The sequence below is a fragment of the Nonomuraea solani genome, assembly GCF_900108335.1.
In the GTDB taxonomy this organism is placed as follows: Bacteria; Actinomycetota; Actinomycetes; order Streptosporangiales; family Streptosporangiaceae; genus Nonomuraea; species Nonomuraea solani.
On record NZ_FNVT01000013.1, the window covers coordinates 211,662 to 228,910 of the forward strand.

The window sequence follows — 17,249 nt, forward strand, 5'->3', positions numbered from 1 at the left end:
GCACCGAAGCCCCATTCCCCCGTGTGACTCTGCGTTGTCGTTCGATCGCGTTATGCTACATGCTGCTCAGACGACTACAGCGCGTAAGCGCGATTTCAGGGGGCCACGTGAGCATTCTCAGTGGATCGTCGATTCTGATCAGCGGAGGCACGGGGTCCTTCGGCAAAGCCTTCATCCGCCACGCGCTCGACTCGCTCGGGGTCCGCCGCCTGGTGGTGATCTCCCGCGACGAGCTGAAGCAGTACGAAACGCGCCAGCTCTTCGCCGACGACGAGCGGCTGCGCTGGTTCATCGGCGACATCCGCGACCGCGACCGCCTGACCCGGGCCATGCACGGCATCGACTACGTCGTCCACGCCGCGGCGCTCAAGCAGGTCGACACGGCCGAATACAACCCGTTCGAATACGTCCGCACCAACATCGCCGGATCGCAGAACATCGTGGAGGCCGCCATCGACTGCGGTGTCCGCAAGGTGGTCGCGCTCTCCACCGACAAGGCGTCCAGCCCGATCAACCTCTACGGCGCCACGAAACTGGTGGCCGACAAGCTCTTCGTCTCGGCCAACCACTACGCCGCCGCCCACGAGACCCGCTTCGCCGTGGTCCGCTACGGCAACGTCGTCGGCAGCAGGGGCTCGGTCATCCCGCTGTTCCAGCGGCTGGCCGAGCAGGGCGGCAGCCTGCCGATCACCGACAAGCGCATGACGAGGTTCTGGATCACGCTCGACCAGGCCGTCCGGTTCGTGGTCGACTCGTTCGACCTCATGCAGGGCGGCGAGCTCTATGTCCCGCGCATCCCCAGCATGCGCATCACCGACCTGGCCGAGGCCCTGGCCCCCAGCAGCTCGATCTACGAGATCGGCGTCCGGCCGGGCGAGAAGCTGCACGAGGAGATGATCGGCCCCGACGACGGCCGCAGGGCGCTGCGGCTGGCCGACCGCTACGTGGTGCAGCCGACGATCGCGACCTGGGGCTACGCGCCGCCGCAGACCGGCGAGCTGCTGCCCGAGGGCTTCTCCTACCGCTCCGACACCAACGACCAGTGGCTCTCGGTCGACGACCTGCGCGGCATGGTGGCCGGCTGATGCTGCCCTACGGACGGCAGTCGATCGTGGAGTCCGACGTCGAGGCGGTCGCCGAGGTGCTGCGCGGCGACTGGCTGACCACCGGGCCCGCGGTGGCCCGGTTCGAGGCGGAGCTGGCCCGCTGGACGGGCGGCGTGCCGTGCGTGTCGGTCACGTCGGGCACCGCGGCGCTGCACGTCGCCTACGTGGCGGCCGGGGTGCGGGCGGGCGACGAGGTGGTCACCTCGCCGCTGACGTTCGTGGCCACGGCCGCCACGGCCGCGCTGCTGGGCGCGCGGGTGGTCTTCGCCGACGTGCAGCCCGACACCGGCAACCTCGACCCCGACGCCGCCGCGGCGCTGGCCGGCCACCGCACCCGGGCGATCACGGCGGTCGACTACGCGGGCCATCCGGCCGACTACGACGAGCTGCGCACGGTGGCCGACCGGGCCGGGGCGGTGCTGGTGGGCGACGCGGCGCACTCGATCGGGTCGGCGTACAAGGATCGGCCGGTGGGGGCGCTGGCCGACCTGACCACGTTCTCGTTCTTCCCGACCAAGACCGTGACGACGGCGGAGGGCGGGGCGGTGGCGGCGGCCGACCCCGGGCGGTTCGAGCGGGCCGCCCGCTTCAGAAACCACGGCCTGGTGCGCGACCCAGCAGGTCAGCGCACTCCTGACGAGGGCGGCTGGCATCAGGAGGTGCACGCGTTCGGGCTCAACTACCGGCTGCCCGACGTGCTCTGCGCCCTCGGGCTCAGCCAGCTCGGCCGGCTCGGACGCTTCCGCGAGCGGCGCGCCGAGCTGGTCGCGCGCTACCACTCGCTGCTGCGCGACGTGCCGGGGCTGACGCTGCCCGCCCAGCGCGCCTACGTGCGGCCGAGCTGGCACCTCTACCCCGTCAGGATCCTCGGCGGGCGCCGGCGCGAGGTCTACGACCGCATGCGCGCCGCCGGGATCGGGGTGCAGGTCAACTATGTGCCGGCCTACTGGCATCCGGTGTTCGAAGACCTCGGCTACCGGCGCGGCCTCTGCCCGGAGGCGGAGGCCTACTACGCCGGGCAGTTGTCGCTGCCGTTGTTCCCCGGCCTGTCGGACGCCCAGCAGGACCGGGTCGCGGAGACGCTGGCCGGCATCCTCACCTGATCATCTTTCCGCCAGCAGCAGGCCGCCGTCCTCACCCCTGTCGATGAGGAAGCGCCGGTCCGCGACCGTCACGACCGGCCGCTCCCTCGTCCGCACCAGGGGGCGGATGGGCCGGCCCTGGTCGATGACGACCTCCCACCACGACTCGTGGCCCACGCTCTCGTCGATGTCGGCCAGCGGCACGCGGGCGTGGAAGTCCTGGCCCGCCAGCGCCACCGGGAAGTACATCTCCTCGCCGTCGCTCCTGCGCCGCAGCCGCAGCACCGGGTCGCCGTCGCCGACGTCGGACATCTCCCCCGAGAACACCAGGTCCCCGCCGTCCACCCGGCACTCGCCGATGATCGCCTGTGCCGTGCGCAGCCGTACGCCCCAGGCTCCCTTCGACGTCCGTACGGGCACCAGCCACACCCCCGACCTGCGCCGCGGCGCCGGAACCAGGGGCGGCAGCCAGCGCGGCCCCGCCACCCGGCCGTCGAGGCGCAGCCCGTTGCCGCGCAGCCGTACGCGCAGGTCCCAGTGGCCGCGCCGGGCGAGCTGCGCCGGCGTCAGCGCGGCCGGGTCGAACGCGAACGCGAACGGGAAGGCGTGCTCCGGCAGCCAGGCGCCGTCCTCCTGCTCGACCCGGTCCCAGGTGGGCACGCTCTCCTCGTCGGACAGCGGCACGCTCTCGCCGGTCCTGCGCTCCTCCATCCAGACCCGTACACGCACCCGGCGCAGCTCTCCCAGGTCGAACCTGCCGACGGCCGCCCGGCCCGTGCCGCGCAGCACGCCGTCGCGCCAGTCGAGGCCGACCAGCCTGGTCAGCAGGCCCAGCTCGCCGGAGATCTCCGACAGGCGGCCGGGCAGGCTCGGGTGCCGGCCGTACCAGCGCTTGCGCAGGAAGCCGGCCGAGTCGACCTTGGGCTGCAGCAGGCCCTCCCGCGCCTGGGCGAAGACGCCCGACAGCTCGTCGAGGCGGCGCTGGTGCAGCAGGTGGACCTGCAGCCGGTGCTCGAACGGGATGCTCTGCCAGGCTTCACGGGACACGCCGTCGAGGTAGCGGACGGCCAGGTCGACCAGTTTCGGGTCCGCCGACGCGCCCATGGCGGCCAGGGCCTCCACGGCGACGCCCATGTCGATGTCCAGCGTGTCGCGGTCGAAGTCGGCCTTGAGCCTGGGCGCGTCTCGGGCGAGCAGATCGGCGGTCTGCAGCACCGACAGCAGGCGGTCGCGCAGGTTGCCCGGCTCCAGGCGGCGCTGGGTGATCGAGGTGCCGGGCTCGTCGCGCTGACGCCAGTGGTAGACGACCTTGGCCAGCACGTCCACGGAACCGGCTCCGACGTGGGCGGCCATCGCGACGGGCTGGTCCTCGTACATGCGCTCGGGGAAGCTCAGGCCCAGACGGTCCCAGAAGGAGCGGCGGTAGACCTTGTTCCACAACATGCGGTCGCGGATCAGCAGCGGGTGGCGGGTGATGTGGGTGCGTTTGGCGGGCTTGGCGAACGCCTCACGGTGCGCCCACGACGGGATCAGTAGGTTGCGGCAGATGCGCATGACGTTTCCGCAGGCCAGGTCGGATCCGGTGGATTCGAGCGAGGACACCATGCGGTTGAACGCGTCGGGCGGCACGATGTCGTCGCCGTCGACGAAGGCCAGGTAGCGGCCGGTCGCGTGGCGTACGCCGACGTTGCGCGCGTGCCCGACGCCCTTGTTGTCCTGCCTGATGAGGCTGATCCGGCCGTCGGCGGCCAGCCTGGACTCGACGATGGCCGGGCCACCGTCGCCGCTGCCGTCGTCCACGCAGATCACCTCCAGGTCGCCCAGTGTCTGGGCGGCGATGGAGTCAAGGCAGGGTCCGATGTACTTCTCGACGTTGTAGAACGGGACGATCACCGACAGAACCGGCACTTACACTCCTCATAGTTTCGTCAGCCGGACAGCAGGCGTATGACGCGGCGGGCGACTTTGCGGGGGCGGGCCAGGCGGCGGGAGAGGCGGTAGCCGAGCGTCCTGCGGTAGGCGGTGGCCTTGCGCTGGGTCCTGCGCAGCTTGGCCTTGGCCCTGACCAGCTCGCGCTCGCGGTAGGAGAGCTTGGTCTCCAGGCGCGAGATCCTGGCCAGCGCGGCGGTGAGCTGGTCGGCCAGGCGATCTCTCGCGCCCAGCAGGTCGCGGTAGGTCGGGGCCTGCTCGGTCATCTCGGCGGGGTGGCCCAGCTCGGCGTCGAGCTTGCGGGCCAGGTCGAGGTCGCCCGGCTCGCAGGGGCGTCCGGCCATGCCGCACAGGGTCAGCGTGAGCTGGTCGGCCTCCAGCGGCCACGGCCACGGGTGGTGGTGACCGGCGGCCAGCAGCCTGACCGCGAACCGCCACAGGATCCGGCACAGGACGACGTGTGGCGGGCTCTTCGATGGGCTTTTCGCCAGTTTGATCGCCGGCCTGATCGCCGGTCTGATCGCTGGTCTGATCGCGGCGAAACGCTCGCCGTCGTACACCAGGCTGTCGGCGGCGGCCGACGGGTCGCCGCCCGTCTCCACCCAGTCGGCCAGCTCGGCGAGCAGGTCGCGGACGGTCTTCACGTCTTCGCGGGCGCACGCCTCGACCAGGATCTCCTCCAGTACGCGGCCGGCCGGCAGGGGGCTTTCCTCGCCGTCGGGCAGGCGTCTGACGCCCGTGGGGGTGAGTTCGTACAGGGACGAACCCTCCTCGATGAGCCCGAGCGGCAGCTCCGTCTGCGCCGGATCCGGGCCATGGGGAGGGCGGGTGGCGACGGCCAGCCACAGTGGGGCCAGCTCCTCCCCCAGCCGGTGCCGGAACACCAGCCTGGTCAGCCGGAGCGGGTCGGCCACCAGCATGCGATCGTCGTCCCTGGCGCTCAGCGGGAACGTGAGCGCCTCGGGCAGATCGAAGGCGAGCGCCTCCCTGGACAGCAGCGACCGTGGCGCCTCCCGGCCCGGATAGGCCGCGTAACAGCGCTGCACGCTCAGCCCCGCCGACTCCAGCCCCAGGTCGAGTGACCCTGGGCCGCTGGGGTAGCTCGGGTCGAAGCCGTGCGGCACCCACTGGTCGTCGGCGCCCTCCCGGTCGCCCGGCCTGGCCTCGACGAACCGGTCCACGCCCAGGTCGTTGCGTACGCCGAGCAGCAGCCGGCCGCCGGGCGCGACGAGGTCGGCCAGCGCCTCCAGCGACTCGTTCCAGGCCGCGGCGGGCGCCTCGGCCGAGTGGGTGCGCAGCAGGCCGTCCAGGGCCAGCACCAGGTCGAACGGCTCGTCCACGTCGAGCACGTCGAGCCGCCCGCAGTAGATCTCCAGCCCTGGGTGCCGCTCCCCGAAGGCACACGCGTCAGGGTACGAGCGCAGCAGCACGGCGGCCTCGCCGGCCCGCGCGACCACGTCGTCGACCAGCGCCTCGGGATGCGGTCCGACCAGCAGCACCCGGCCGCTCGCCGGGATCATCCGCCTGATCAGCTCCAGGGCCGCGCCCCGCCAGTCGGTGACGCCGCCCATGCCGGCCAGGTCGGACCAGAGCAGCATCTCCCCGCCGATCAACCGGACGTTGTCGGGTGCCTCGTTCATGCCCGGGACCTCACTCCCAGAGGCAGGCACGGCCGTCCGCCGGTGCCCCCTCGCGCCGGCTTCCATCCGAACATTCGCCGTAGCTCCTCCGGTGTCGCCTGATACTCGAATCCCAGCTCACGCCGCGCCACCTCCGCCGCCAGCCCGGGATCGACGCTCGTGCCGTGCAGGTCGGGCCAGAGGCGCATGCGGCGCGCCGTACCGCCGTATTCGGGGCGTTCGTCCTCGAACTGCATCGGGTCCCCGTACACGGCCACGTCGCATCCCACCGAGGCGCCGTAGAACAGCGCGCTGCCGAGCCGGTTGGAGGCCACCCTGCGGTGGCGCCGCAACTCGACCAACTGCTTGCGCAGGAAGTCGCGGCCTTTCCCTTCCCAGCGGGAACCGCGCTCGCCATGACAGATAACCCGGAATCCCCTCGATTCATACGATTGCCGAATGTCCGGGTTTGCGAATTCCAGCCAATAAAGGCAGACCGTGACCGGACCAGTCTCGACATTTCGGATTTCGTCGGCGAGCCGGGCGTGGTCACCGCTGACGGAATGCTTCTCCCAGCCGTGAAAGGGATACCAGATCGTACCGTCGCGATCGGGCCGCACGCCCAGCTCAGGCTCCAGGTAAAGAAGGTAGATCCAGGGGGCGCCGATCAGATAGTGACTGCGGCGGCCCATCGACCAACCCCTGCGACGCAGCACGTCCGACCACACGAAACGCGGGTAGCCGGGGCTGCACCAGTGGTCGTTGGGCGGAAATCCATGCAGATAGTTCCATCCATGCTGGAGGAAACCTTGAATCCGCTTTGGCGACTCGTCCGGCTGGCCGCAGTATCTGCCGAGTATGCGGGAGTGCCCGTACCAGTGATTGGATTCGTCCATCATTCCCCCCGTACGGTTGCCGTGTCCCATCCGACATTCCCAGCACCCATCCCGGGTCACGCCTCGTTATACGGTTCCATTACTCAGCGCGGGGCCTTGGTTTTTCAATGGATCCCGATTGCCGCTACACTTCGTCATGGCTTGAGGACAGAGAGTGAGTGATCATGAGTCATCTCGATCGCCTGCGGGCCGTGTTCCGCTCGGCGCTCAACCTGCCGGCCGACGCCGACGTCGACGGCCTCGAATACCGTGCCATCCCGGAGTGGGACTCACTGGCCCACATGGCTTTGATCGCGGCCATGGAGGACGCGTTCTCCATCATGGTCGACACCGACGAGATGATCGACATGAGCTCGTTCGCGAAGGCCGTCGAACTGCTGGAGAGCCATGACGTCGGCGCCGCCACCGCCTGACCACAGGGTCGCCCTGGTCACCGGCTCCACCACGGGCATCGGCCAGGCAACCGCCCACGCTCTGGCCGCCTGCGGCCATGCGGTCATCGTCCACGGCCGCGACGAGTCCCGCGCCGCCAAGGCAGCGGCCGACCTGACCGCTTGCGCACCCGCCGGGCTGACGACGGCGGCTTCGGCGCCGGCTCTGGCGGCCACGGCTCTGGCGGCGACCACAACCAACTGCCCACCTGACCCGGCACACGAGTCGGCACGCAATCCCGGACACGCCTCAGCGCACGGGTCAGCACGCAACGCCGGACACGCCTCAACGCACGAATCGGCACGCGACGCCGAACACACGCCAGCACACGAATCGGCACGCGACGCCGGACACACGCCGACGCACGGATCGGCACGCAACCCCGGACACGCCCCAGCGCACGGGTCGGCGCACGGGTCGGCGCACGGGTCGGCGCACAGCCATCCAGCCGCGTCTGTGTGCGTCCCCCAGCGCGAGCCGGCTCACGGGTGGGCATCTGAGACGGCACATGAGCTGGTGCACGGGTCGGTGCATGGTGATGTGGCCGACCCCAAGCAGGTCGCGGCCATGATGCGGCAGATCTACCAGCGGTATGGCCGGCTCGACGCCCTCGTGATCAACGCCGGGGTTCACGAAGCGGGGCTCCTGGGCATGACCCGCCACGAGAGCGTGAGCCGCCTCTTCGAGGTCAACGCCATCGGCGCCACGCACACGCTCCAGGCCGCACTCAGGCTGCTGCGCCGAGGCACGAACCCGGCGATCGTGCTCATCTCCTCGGTCATGGGCCGCGCGGGCGGTCCTGGCCAGGCCGTCTACTCCGCCACCAAGGCGGCGCTCATCGGCCTCACCCTGGCCGCCGCCAAAGAACTGGGGCCCGCCGGGGTCAGGGTCAACGCGGTGGCCCCCGGCTACATCGAAACCGACATGCTCGCCACGCTCGACGACCAGGCCCGGGCGACCACGGTCGCGGCCACCCCACTCGGCCGCCTCGGCAGTCCCGACGACGTCGCCCAGGCTGTGACGTTCCTGCTCTCACCGGGAGCGCGATTCATCACCGGCCAGGTCCTCGGCGTGGACGGAGGGCTGGTGCCATGACCGTCCCGAACCCACAGGTCCCACTCATCCACTCCCAAGCCCAACTGGTCACCGCGGACGACCGGCAAGACGCTCCCGCAGTCACCCAGCCGACCAGCCACCACGCCGACGAACCGCCAAGCCAACGCGGCACCCCCACGGGGAGCGAGCCAGCCAGAGGGCACGACGCCCCTGCGGCCACCGAAGCGGCCGACCAGCACAGCGGCACCCCAGCGGGCCAGCGCAATGGTGGGTCAGCAGGTCGATGTGGTGCTCTTTCGCGCGGCGAGCCGGCTATCGGGCTCGGGGCGGTCGCGGGTGCCGCTCTGACTGAGCAACCTGGGGTCCATTCGGGTGCTGGGCTGGCTGAACAGCCTGGGATCCATTCGGGCGCCAGGCTGGCTGAACAGCCTGGGGTCCATTCGGGTGCTGGGCTGGCTGAACAGCCTGGGATCCTTTCGGGTGCTGGGCTGGCTGAACAGGTCGGGCGGGTGGCGGAGGGGATCGCCGGGTTGCCGCCGGGGCCGGTGTTCCGGGGGATGCGGAACGATCTCGCGTCCGTGCTCTGCTACCTCGGCGCCTGGGAGGCGAGGCGGCCGATCGCGCTGCTGGATCCCAACCTGTCGGCGGAGGCGCTGGCCGAACTGACGCGGCGGTTCAGGCCGGCCGCGCTGCTGGGGTTCACGCATGTGCCTGATGGCCCGCCACCGTCGCGCGGCGACCCGGCCGGCGGTCCATTGGCGTCGTTGTGGGGTGATGGGCTTCGGCCGCATCCCGATCTGGCCGTGTTGCTGGCTACCTCTGGTTCGACCGGTAGCCCCAAGCTCGTGCGCCTGTCGCGTCAGGCCGTTCTCGCCAATGCCGTCTCCATCGCCTCCGCACTGGCGATCGGGCCCGGTGAGATCGCCCCCACGACCCTGCCGCTGTACTACAGCTACGGCCTGTCGGTGCTCAACAGTCATCTGGTGGCCGGCGCGACCGTGGTGCTGACGGAGAACACGTTCATGATGCGGTCGTTCTGGCGGCTGCTCGACGCCCACAGGTGCACCTCGATGGCGGCTGTGCCGTACCAGTATCAGATGTTGCGGCGGCTGCGCTTCAACGGCGCGGAGCATCCGGCGCTCACGGCGCTCACGCAGGCGGGCGGGCGGCTCGCGCCTGAGTTGGTGAAGGAGTTCGCCGGGCAGGTCGATCGGTTCTATGTCATGTACGGGCAGACCGAGGCGACCGCCCGCATCGCCGTTCTGCCGCCCGAGCGGCTGGCCGACAAGGCGGGCTCGGTCGGGCGGGCCGTGCCCGGAGGGCGGTTGAGCATTGAAGATGGCGAGGTCGTCTATCGGGGGCCCAACGTCATGATGGGTTACGCGGAAACCGCTGAAGACCTGGCCAGGGGGGACGATCTTGGTGGGGTGCTGCGGACCGGTGACCTGGGATGGCTGGACTCCGATGGGTTTCTGACGGTTACGGGGCGGCTCAAGCGCATCGCCAAGGTCTATGGGGTCCGGGTCAACATGGACGACGTCGAACGGCTGCTGCGCGACTCGGGCCCGGTCGCGGTCACCAGTGGCGACGACCGGTTGACGGTCTGGGCCGAGGGGCTCGACGTGTCCGCGTGCGCGGCCCTGGCCCGGCGGCTGGCGGCCGAGTTGCGGATTCACTGGGGCGGATTCGACGTACGCGGCATTGATCGGCTGCCGCTGCTGGCCACCGGCAAGGTGGACTATCGGGCACTGGAAGCGGGTGCGTGAGCGTGTTCACCCTGACCGCGTCCGAGCGCGAGAGCGTGCTGCTGCCCGAGTTGACGGCCCTGACGGAGCGGCATCGCCGGGCGTGCCGCGCGTACCGAGGGATTCTCGACGCCATCGGCGCGGCGCCCCCGTACGAGCGGGTGGCCGACCTGCCGTGGCTGCCGGTGCGGCTGTTCAAGACGCACGAGCTGCGCAGCGTACCCGAGGAGGAGGTGTTCCGGGTGCTGACCTCCAGCGGCACGACGGGTCAGCGGCCGAGCCGGGTCTATCTCGACCGGGAGGCCGCGGCGGCGCAGACACGCATGCTGGCCGCGACGCTCAGGGTGGTGCTGGGCGAGCGGCGGCTGCCGATGCTGGTCGTCGACAGCCGCTCCGTCGTACGCGACCCGACGCTGAGCGCGCGCGGCGCGGGTGTGCTCGGCATGATGAACTTCGGCAGGGACCACACGTTCGTCCTCGACGAACACGGGCGGGTCGACGCGGAGGCGGTCAAGGGCTTCCTGGCGCGGCATGGCGGTGAGCGGTTCCTGGTCTTCGGGTTCACGTTCATGGTCTGGCTCTACCTGCGTGACCTGGGCGCGGACCTGTCGCAGGCGGTTCTCATCCACTCGGGCGGCTGGAAACGGCTGGCGGAGCAGGCGGTGGACAACGCCGAGTTCCGGGGGCGGCTGGCGGCCGAGTGCGGGCTGAGCCGGGTGCACAACTTCTACGGCATGGTGGAGCAGATCGGCACGATCTTCCTGGAGGGGGTCGATGGGGACGGGCTCTACTGTCCTGATTTCGCCGATGTGGTGATCCGCGATCCGGAGACCTGGCAGGAAGCGCCGCCGGGAGAGCCGGGGCTGATCGAGGTGGTCAGTACGCTGCCGACGTCATATCCGGGGCATGTTCTGCTGACCGAGGACCTGGGCGTGGTGCGCGGCGTCGATGACGGGAGCTGGCCGGGCAAGCGTTTCGAGGTGCTGGGCAGGCTGCCGCGGGCCGAGGCGCGCGGCTGCAGCGACACCTTCGGGCAGGGCGCGACGCTTGGGCAGAGCGCGACGCTTGGGCAGGGCGGCGGCTACGGGCAGGGCGGCGGCTGATGCTTGATGAACGTCAGGCGGAGCTGATGCTCGATGTGCGGTTTCCCGCCGCCGGGAGCATGTCCGCCGAAGCGCTGCTCCGGCAGGTGCGCGGTGCCGTGCTGGACGGCGACGGTGGGCTTGAGGTGGGGGATGAGCGGGTTCGGGCCTTTCTGTCCTCCTTTGGGAAGCGGCTGTTGCGGCCTGTTCTGGCTCGGCGGCATCCCGAACTGGGCTCGCTGGGGTTCTTTCTGCGGCCCAGTGAGCTGGCCCGTACGGTGGCGAGTCTCGGGCGCGAGCACGTACGCGTCCCACGCGGGCTGATCTTCCACATCCCGCCCGCGAACGTCGACACCGTCTTCGTCTACTCCTGGGCCCTGTCGGCGCTGATGGGCAACCGCAACGTCGTACGCCTCTCACCGCGCTCTGGCCCGGTCGCCGAGGTCATCGTGGAGACGCTGCACGAAGCGCTGGCCGAGGCCGATCCCGCCGTCGCCGCCACCCAGCGCATCGTCTCCTACGACCGCTCCGACGCCGTCACCGCCGCCCTGTCGGCCGCCTGCGACCTGCGGGTGGTGTGGGGCGGCGACCGTACCGTGCGGGAGATCCGGCTGCAGCCGCTGCCGCCGCACGCCCGTGACCTGGTCTTTCCCGATCGTTCTTCGTTCGCCGTGGTACGCGCGGCGGCCTGGTTGTGCGCCCCGAGGGCCGCCCGGGTGACGGTCGCCGAGGGATTCGTCAACGACACCTACTGGTTCGACCAGGCCGCCTGCTCCTCGCCCAGGACCGTGTTCTGGGTGGGCGCCGAGGGCGACTGCGAGGCGGCGCGGACCGACTTCATCGACCACCTCTCGCGGGTGCTGACCGTGCGCGGGTGGGGGGTGGACGCGGCGATGGCCGTGGAGAAACGGGTCTCCACCTACGGGCTGGCGGCCGACGGGCTGGCGGAGAGCGTGGAGTTCCGGGGGAACGCGCTGGCCAGCGTGCGGCTGGCGGCGGCCACGGCGGCGCCGAGGCGCTGGCTGGGGGCCGGGACGTTCGCGCACGCGAGGCTGGCGGCGCTGGGCGAGCTGGTCGGGCTGGTCGAGCGGCGGGATCAGACGATGACGCACTTCGGGTTCGGCGGGGATGAGCTGGAGGAGCTGGCCAGAGGGCTGGGCGGGCGTGGGGTGGATCGTATGGTGCCGGTCGGGAGCGCGCTGAGTTTCCACCGAGTGTGGGACGGGGTGGATCTGCCGGCCGAGTTCACCCGACTGGTGACCGTGATCCGATGACGCTGGCACCGCCCGACAGCAGGGTCATCCGTCCGCCGGCCGCTCCCAGGGTCGGCATCGGCTCCGGGTGGTTGCCCGCCGGGGTCGTGTTCCTGGGTGCGATCGTCGTCTTTCTGTGGTGCGGGGTGTCCGCGCGTGATCTGGCCGTTTTCGCAGCCTATGTGGGCGGCGGGGTGGCGCTGCCGGGGACACTGCTGTGGCGGGCCCTGACCGGGAGCGGCGGACCGAAGGGTAGGGGCGGGCGGTCCCAAGGTGAGGGCAGGTCGACAGCCGGGGCCGGGGCGAGAGCCGGCGCCGGGGCGACAACCGGAGCCGGGACGATAGCCGGGGGCAGGTCGATAGCCGGGGGCGGGGCGGCGGCTCGGGGTGGGCGGTTCCTCGGGGAGGATGTCGCGGCCGGGTTGGCGCTCGGGTATGCGGTCGAGGTGCTGGCCTACATTCCGGCCAGGGCCGTCGGGATGCCGCTGCTCGTGCTGGTCCCGCCCGTCGTCGTGCTGGTCACGTTCGCGATCGTGCCGGGACTGCGGCGGCACTGGCGTGGGGCGGCGGGTAAGGAGCGCATGCCCGCCTGGTCCGCCTGGGCGCTGGCGGGGGTGGTGGCGTACCTGATCGGCTGGAGCACGATGTTCCTGTACCGGCTGCCGGTCACCACCGCGTACGTGGACATGCCCTACCACCTGGCGCTGGTCGGCGAGGTGAGGAACCACGTGCCGCCCACGTTGCCGTCGGTGCTGGGCGAGCGGCTGTCCTACCACTGGTTCGTCTACGCCGAGATGGCCGCCACGAGCTGGGTCACCGGGATCGAGCCGGTGACGCTGGTCTACCGGCTGGCCACGCTGCCGATGACGGCGGCGACCGTGGTGCTGGTGGCGGTGCTCGGGCGGCGGCTGGGCGGCCGGTGGGGGGCCGGGGTCGCGGCGGTCGGGGTGACGTACTTCCTGTTCGGGCCGGTGCTGGAGGAGGGGGTGGTGTTCACGACGCGGTCGATGTTCACCGCCTGGGCCAGCCCCACGCAGACCTTCGGGGCGCTGCTGTTCGTGCCCGTGGTGCTGCTGCTCGTCCGTGGGCGCGGCCGGGTGGCGATGGTGCTGCTGCTGGTGGCGCTCACCGGGGCGAAGGCCACGTATCTGCCGTTGTTGCTGGCCGGGTTGCTGCTCGTGGCGGTGCTCAGAAGGGGCCGGTGGCTCTGGGCGGCGGGCGTCACGCTGGGGTGCCTGCTGTTCGCGCAGTTCGTGGTGTTCGGGCAGGGGGCTCAGGGCACGGCCGTGTCGCCGTTCGCGACCATGCGCGCGCTGTGGGGGACGGTGGCGGAGATCGACCGGCCCGAGCTGGCCGGCGCGCCGGTGGTGCCGCTCGTGGTGCTGACGGCGGTGCACCTGTTCTGCCTGGCCTGCGTGTGGGGCGGGGTGGCGGGGCTGGGATGGCGAGCGCTGGAGCCGCCCATGTTGCTGCTGCTCGGCATCGGGGCGGCGGGCATCGGCGCGGCCGTCATGCTCGGGCATCCGTCCGACTCCCAGCTCTACTTCCTCGAAGCGGTCCGGCCCTACCTGTCGATCGCGGCCGTGTGCGGGGTGCTGGCGGCGCGGCGGCCGCCGTGGACCCTGGTGGGCGGCATGGCGGTGCTGGGGATCGGGGCGGCGCTGGCCGCCGAGGGGCTGGAGTTCTCCGGCGGGGCCCTGGTGCGGGTCGTGGCGCCGTACCTGATGCTGGGGGTGGCGGCGCTGCTGGTGTGGCGGCGCGGGCTCGTGGCGGCGGTGGTGGCGCTGCTCGGCGGCTATGCCGTGCCGAGTTCGGTGCGCGAGGTGGTCGCGCACGTCACGCCCGAGAAGGGCGAGCGTGAGCGGCTGATCCCCGACGGGGCGCTGGAGGCGGGGCGGTGGTTGCGCGACCACTCCTCGCCCGCCGACGTGGTGGCCACCGATCTGCACTGCCGGTACGCCTGGCGCGTGCGCTGCGACAGCCGGCACTACTGGGTGGCGGGGTTCACCGAGCGCCGGGTGCTGGTCGAGGGGTGGGCCTACGCCGAGAGCACGCTGTCGCGGGCGGAGCTGTTCGTGACCTCCTACCTGAAGGTGCCGTTCGCGGACCCGGTGCGGCTGGCGGCGAACGACGCGGCGTTCCAGTATCCGTCGGCGGAGAACGTCCGGCACCTCGCCCAGAAATATGGCGTCAAGTGGCTATTTACCGGGATAAATCCGGAACTGGGGAAATTTGCCACATTGCGCTTCCGGAACGCCACCTCCGCCGTCTACCAGATTCGCTGAAGGTAAAGAGATCTTCGCTTCATGGAATGGTGATCAGAAACCGCACGCGCCCCACTGGACGCCCCCACCAGCATTTCCGTGGACCCACGGCCACGAGCAAGATCAGGGGAGTCTATGGACACGCGCGCCGCCATGGAGCCGAGCCCCCACGTTCTCGACCCGGCGACCAGGCTCGCCGACGTCGACATCGTGATCCCCGTGCTCAACGAGGAACGCGCCCTGCCCGGCTGCGTACGCACGCTGACCGAGTTCCTGGACGGCTTCCCGCTGCCGTGGCGCATCACGATCGTGGACAACGGCAGCACTGACGCCACCTGGCCGGTCGCCACCGCGCTGGCCTCGGAGTTCGAGCACGTGCACGCCACGCGCCTCGACATCCGCGGCCGGGGCGCGGCGCTGCGGGCCGCCTGGCAGGACAGCCCCGCCGACATCGTCGCGTACATGGACGTCGACCTGTCCACCGACCTCGACGCCCTGTTCCCGCTGGTCGCCTCGGTGGCGAGCGGGCACTCCGAGGTCGCCATCGGCACCCGGCTGGCGCACGGCTCGCGAACCCGCCGCTCGCTGCGCCGCGAGGTGGTGTCGCGCGCCTACAACGCCCTGCTCAGGTACGGCTTCGGCGTCCGGTTCAGCGACGCCCAGTGCGGCTTCAAGGCGGCCAGGACCGGCGTGGTCAGGCCGCTGATGGACAAGATCGAGGACGACTCCTGGTTCTTCGACACCGAGTTGCTGCTGCTGGCCGAGCACAACGGGCTGCGCGTGCACGAGGTGCCGGTCGACTGGATCGAGGACACCGACTCGCGCGTGCGGGTGGTCAAGACCGCGATCGACGACCTCAAGGGCCTGGCCAGGGTGGCCTGGTCGATGTCGATGGGGCGGGCGCGGGTCGAGGTGGCGCGGTCCGAGCCGACGCCCACGCATCCGGACGCGGTGCTGGCCCGGCCGCGAGCGGTGACAATGGCGAAATTCACCTCGTTCGCCGCTATAGGCGTTATTTCGGTAATTCTGTATGCGCTGATCTACCTCCCGCTCCGCGAATTCTGGTCACCGGCGATGACGAACCTTGCCGCCCTCACGCTGACCGGGGTCATCAACACCGAGGCCAACCGCCGGTGGACCTTCAAACGGCGCACCACGGTGCTCTTCCGGGCGCTGGTCCTCTTCCTGGCCAACTACGCCCTCACCACCGTCGCCGTGCTCTCGGTGCCGCCCGGCGCCGGCCCGCTGGTCGAGGTGAGCGCGGTCGTGGCCACGTACTGCCTGCTCACCCTCCTCCGCTTCACCGCCCTGGACCGCTGGGTCTTCTCCCGTACAAGGAACTAAAACGATGGACATCTCAGAGATCCGCCGTCTGGCCGCGCTCGAGGACACCCACTGGTGGTACCGCGAACGCCGGGCCATCCTGCGCAGGGAGCTGGCTGAGCTGGGCCGGCCAGGGCGGGCGCTGGACATCGGCGCGGCGGCGGGCGGGAACACCAGGGTGCTGGTCGAGGCGGGCTGGGACGCCATGGCGACGGACAATTGCGAGACGGCGGTGGAGATGGCCAGGCAGCGCGGGCTCAAGGCGGTGCGCGCGGACGCGCGGTCGCTGCCGTTCGAGCCCCGGAGCGTCGACCTGGTGACCGCGTTCGACGTGCTGGAGCACATTCGCGAGGACCACCTGGTCACCGAGGAGATCGCCCGGGTGCTGGCGCCCGGCGGCCACGCGCTGATCGCGGTGCCGTGCGACATGTCGCTGTGGTCGCCCCACGACGACGCCGTCGGCCACGTACGCCGCTACGACCGCGACTCCCTGACCGTCGTCGTGGAGAAGGCCGGGCTGAAGGTCGATCACGTCTGGAGCTGGAACGTTCTCCTGCGCCCGCTCGTGGTCCGGCACCGGCGCCGCTCCGGGGGCAGCGACCTGCGGAAGGTGCCCTTCCTGGTCAACGCGGGCCTGGCGGCGGTGGTCGCGGCGGAGCGCTACCTGCCGGTACGGTCGCTCAAAGGGGTGACGCTGTTCCTGCGGGCCAGACTCGGCAGGTGACGGTGCCCAGATTGAGACATTAGGTCGTCATCCGGTCGAGCGGGTTCGCTTTAGGCTGTCTCATGTGGTGATTCATGCCCTACTGGCGGCCTCTCTGGCCTTTACCTCCCTGCCCGCCCAGACCGCGGCCGACTGCAGCCGGGTCAAGTGCCTGGCGCTGACCTTCGACGACGGCCCGGGGGCGCACACGCCGGCCTTGCTGAAAACGTTCCAGAAGGCGGGCGCGAAGGCGACGTTCTTCCTGGTCGGCAAGCGGGTTGAGGAGCGGCCCGGCGGGGCCAGGCAGATCGTCAAGCGGGGGCACGCGATCGGCAACCACACCTACTCCCACGCCTCGCTGCCTTCCCACCTCGACGACGAGATCCTGGAGGAGCTCAAGGTCACCCAGGAGGCGATCGAGCAGGCCACCGGGGTGCGGCCGACGATGTTCCGCCCGCCGTACGGGCACACCGACGAGCGCGTGCTCGGGCTGGCCGACGAGGTGGGGCTCGCCGAGATCCTGTGGACGGGCACGACGCTCGACTGGCAGCTCCGTGACGCCAAGAAGATCAAGGCCGCCGTACTGAAGCTGGCCAAGCGCGATGGCGTGATCCTCATGCACGACGTGGTCCCGCAGACCGTGAAGGTCATGCCGGCGATCCTCAAGGAGCTCAAGAAGCAGGGCTACCACCTCGTCACCGTGCCGACGCTGCTGCGCGGCAAGGGGCCGGTCGCCGGGGTCAGCTACTTCTAGCACTC

Annotated in this window: 14 protein-coding genes; 11 read left to right on the forward strand and 3 right to left on the reverse strand. The window is 70.8% G+C overall.

The features are described 5' to 3' along the window. The first annotated feature begins 107 nt into the window (after nt 1-107). Complete coding sequence (gene pseB / locus C4V41_RS37790; RefSeq protein WP_103960798.1) at nt 108-1,085, forward strand: UDP-N-acetylglucosamine 4,6-dehydratase (inverting); 978 nt, start codon at nt 108-110, stop codon at nt 1,083-1,085. Then, entirely contained in the window at nt 1,085-2,209 is a 1,125-nt protein-coding gene (locus C4V41_RS37795; protein ID WP_103960799.1) for an aminotransferase class I/II-fold pyridoxal phosphate-dependent enzyme, read from the forward strand. The genes pseB and C4V41_RS37795 overlap by 1 nt, the downstream gene beginning before the upstream one ends. Here C4V41_RS37795 and C4V41_RS37800 read toward each other — a convergent pair whose 3' ends face one another. From C4V41_RS37800 to C4V41_RS37810, 3 genes are read right to left on the reverse strand one after another with little or no spacing between them, the layout of a single operon-like run. After that, nucleotides 2,210-4,096: a glycosyltransferase family 2 protein gene (locus C4V41_RS37800; RefSeq protein WP_103960800.1), complete on the reverse strand. Its 1,887-nt coding sequence runs from the start codon at nt 4,094-4,096 to the stop codon at nt 2,210-2,212. A 20-nt stretch (nt 4,097-4,116) separates the two neighbouring features. Then, nucleotides 4,117-5,757 carry a methyltransferase domain-containing protein gene (locus C4V41_RS37805; protein WP_103960801.1) on the reverse strand — a complete coding sequence of 547 codons (1,641 nt, stop codon included), beginning with the start codon at nt 5,755-5,757 and terminating at the stop codon, nt 4,117-4,119. After that, nucleotides 5,754-6,635 carry a hypothetical protein gene (locus tag C4V41_RS37810; RefSeq protein WP_235030633.1) on the reverse strand — a complete coding sequence of 294 codons (882 nt, stop codon included), beginning with the start codon at nt 6,633-6,635 and terminating at the stop codon, nt 5,754-5,756. The genes C4V41_RS37805 and C4V41_RS37810 overlap by 4 nt, the downstream gene beginning before the upstream one ends. A 161-nt stretch (nt 6,636-6,796) precedes the next feature. Here C4V41_RS37810 and C4V41_RS37815 point away from each other — a divergent pair, with 161 nt between their 5' ends. The 9 genes from C4V41_RS37815 to C4V41_RS37860 all read left to right on the forward strand — a co-directional run bounded on the left by C4V41_RS37815 (nt 6,797) and on the right by C4V41_RS37860 (nt 17,244). Continuing rightward, nucleotides 6,797-7,045 (forward strand): acyl carrier protein, encoded by a 249-nt coding sequence (locus C4V41_RS37815; protein WP_103960911.1) that lies wholly within the window; start codon nt 6,797-6,799, stop codon nt 7,043-7,045. Continuing rightward, nucleotides 7,020-8,159: an SDR family NAD(P)-dependent oxidoreductase gene (locus C4V41_RS64600; protein ID WP_235030634.1), complete on the forward strand. Its 1,140-nt coding sequence runs from the start codon at nt 7,020-7,022 to the stop codon at nt 8,157-8,159. The genes C4V41_RS37815 and C4V41_RS64600 overlap by 26 nt, the downstream gene beginning before the upstream one ends. Further along, nucleotides 8,156-9,886, forward strand: coding sequence for an AMP-binding protein (locus C4V41_RS37830; protein ID WP_103960802.1), 1,731 nt, complete (start codon nt 8,156-8,158; stop codon nt 9,884-9,886). Before C4V41_RS64600 ends, C4V41_RS37830 begins: the two co-directional genes overlap by 4 nt. Then, the gene (locus C4V41_RS37835) at nt 9,883-10,968 is read left to right on the forward strand and encodes a LuxE/PaaK family acyltransferase (RefSeq protein WP_103960803.1); all 1,086 of its coding nucleotides are present in this window, start codon (nt 9,883-9,885) and stop codon (nt 10,966-10,968) included. The genes C4V41_RS37830 and C4V41_RS37835 overlap by 4 nt, the downstream gene beginning before the upstream one ends. After that, a complete protein-coding gene (locus C4V41_RS37840; RefSeq protein ID WP_235030636.1) occupies nt 10,968-12,221 on the forward strand; it encodes an acyl-CoA reductase in 1,254 nt (417 codons plus the stop codon). Before C4V41_RS37835 ends, C4V41_RS37840 begins: the two co-directional genes overlap by 1 nt. Next, entirely contained in the window at nt 12,218-14,485 is a 2,268-nt protein-coding gene (locus C4V41_RS37845; protein WP_146103938.1) for a hypothetical protein, read from the forward strand. Before C4V41_RS37840 ends, C4V41_RS37845 begins: the two co-directional genes overlap by 4 nt. Nucleotides 14,486-14,599: 114 nt before the next feature. Further along, nucleotides 14,600-15,808, forward strand: coding sequence for a glycosyltransferase (locus tag C4V41_RS37850; protein WP_103960805.1), 1,209 nt, complete (start codon nt 14,600-14,602; stop codon nt 15,806-15,808). Nucleotides 15,809-15,812: 4 nt separating this feature from the next. Beyond that, on the forward strand, nt 15,813-16,511 hold the full coding sequence (locus C4V41_RS37855) for a class I SAM-dependent methyltransferase (RefSeq protein WP_103960806.1): 699 nt from the start codon (nt 15,813-15,815) through the stop codon (nt 16,509-16,511). A gap of 64 nt (nt 16,512-16,575) precedes the next feature. Next, on the forward strand, nt 16,576-17,244 hold the full coding sequence (locus C4V41_RS37860; protein WP_160150522.1) for a polysaccharide deacetylase family protein: 669 nt from the start codon (nt 16,576-16,578) through the stop codon (nt 17,242-17,244). Nucleotides 17,245-17,249 lie beyond the last annotated feature (5 nt).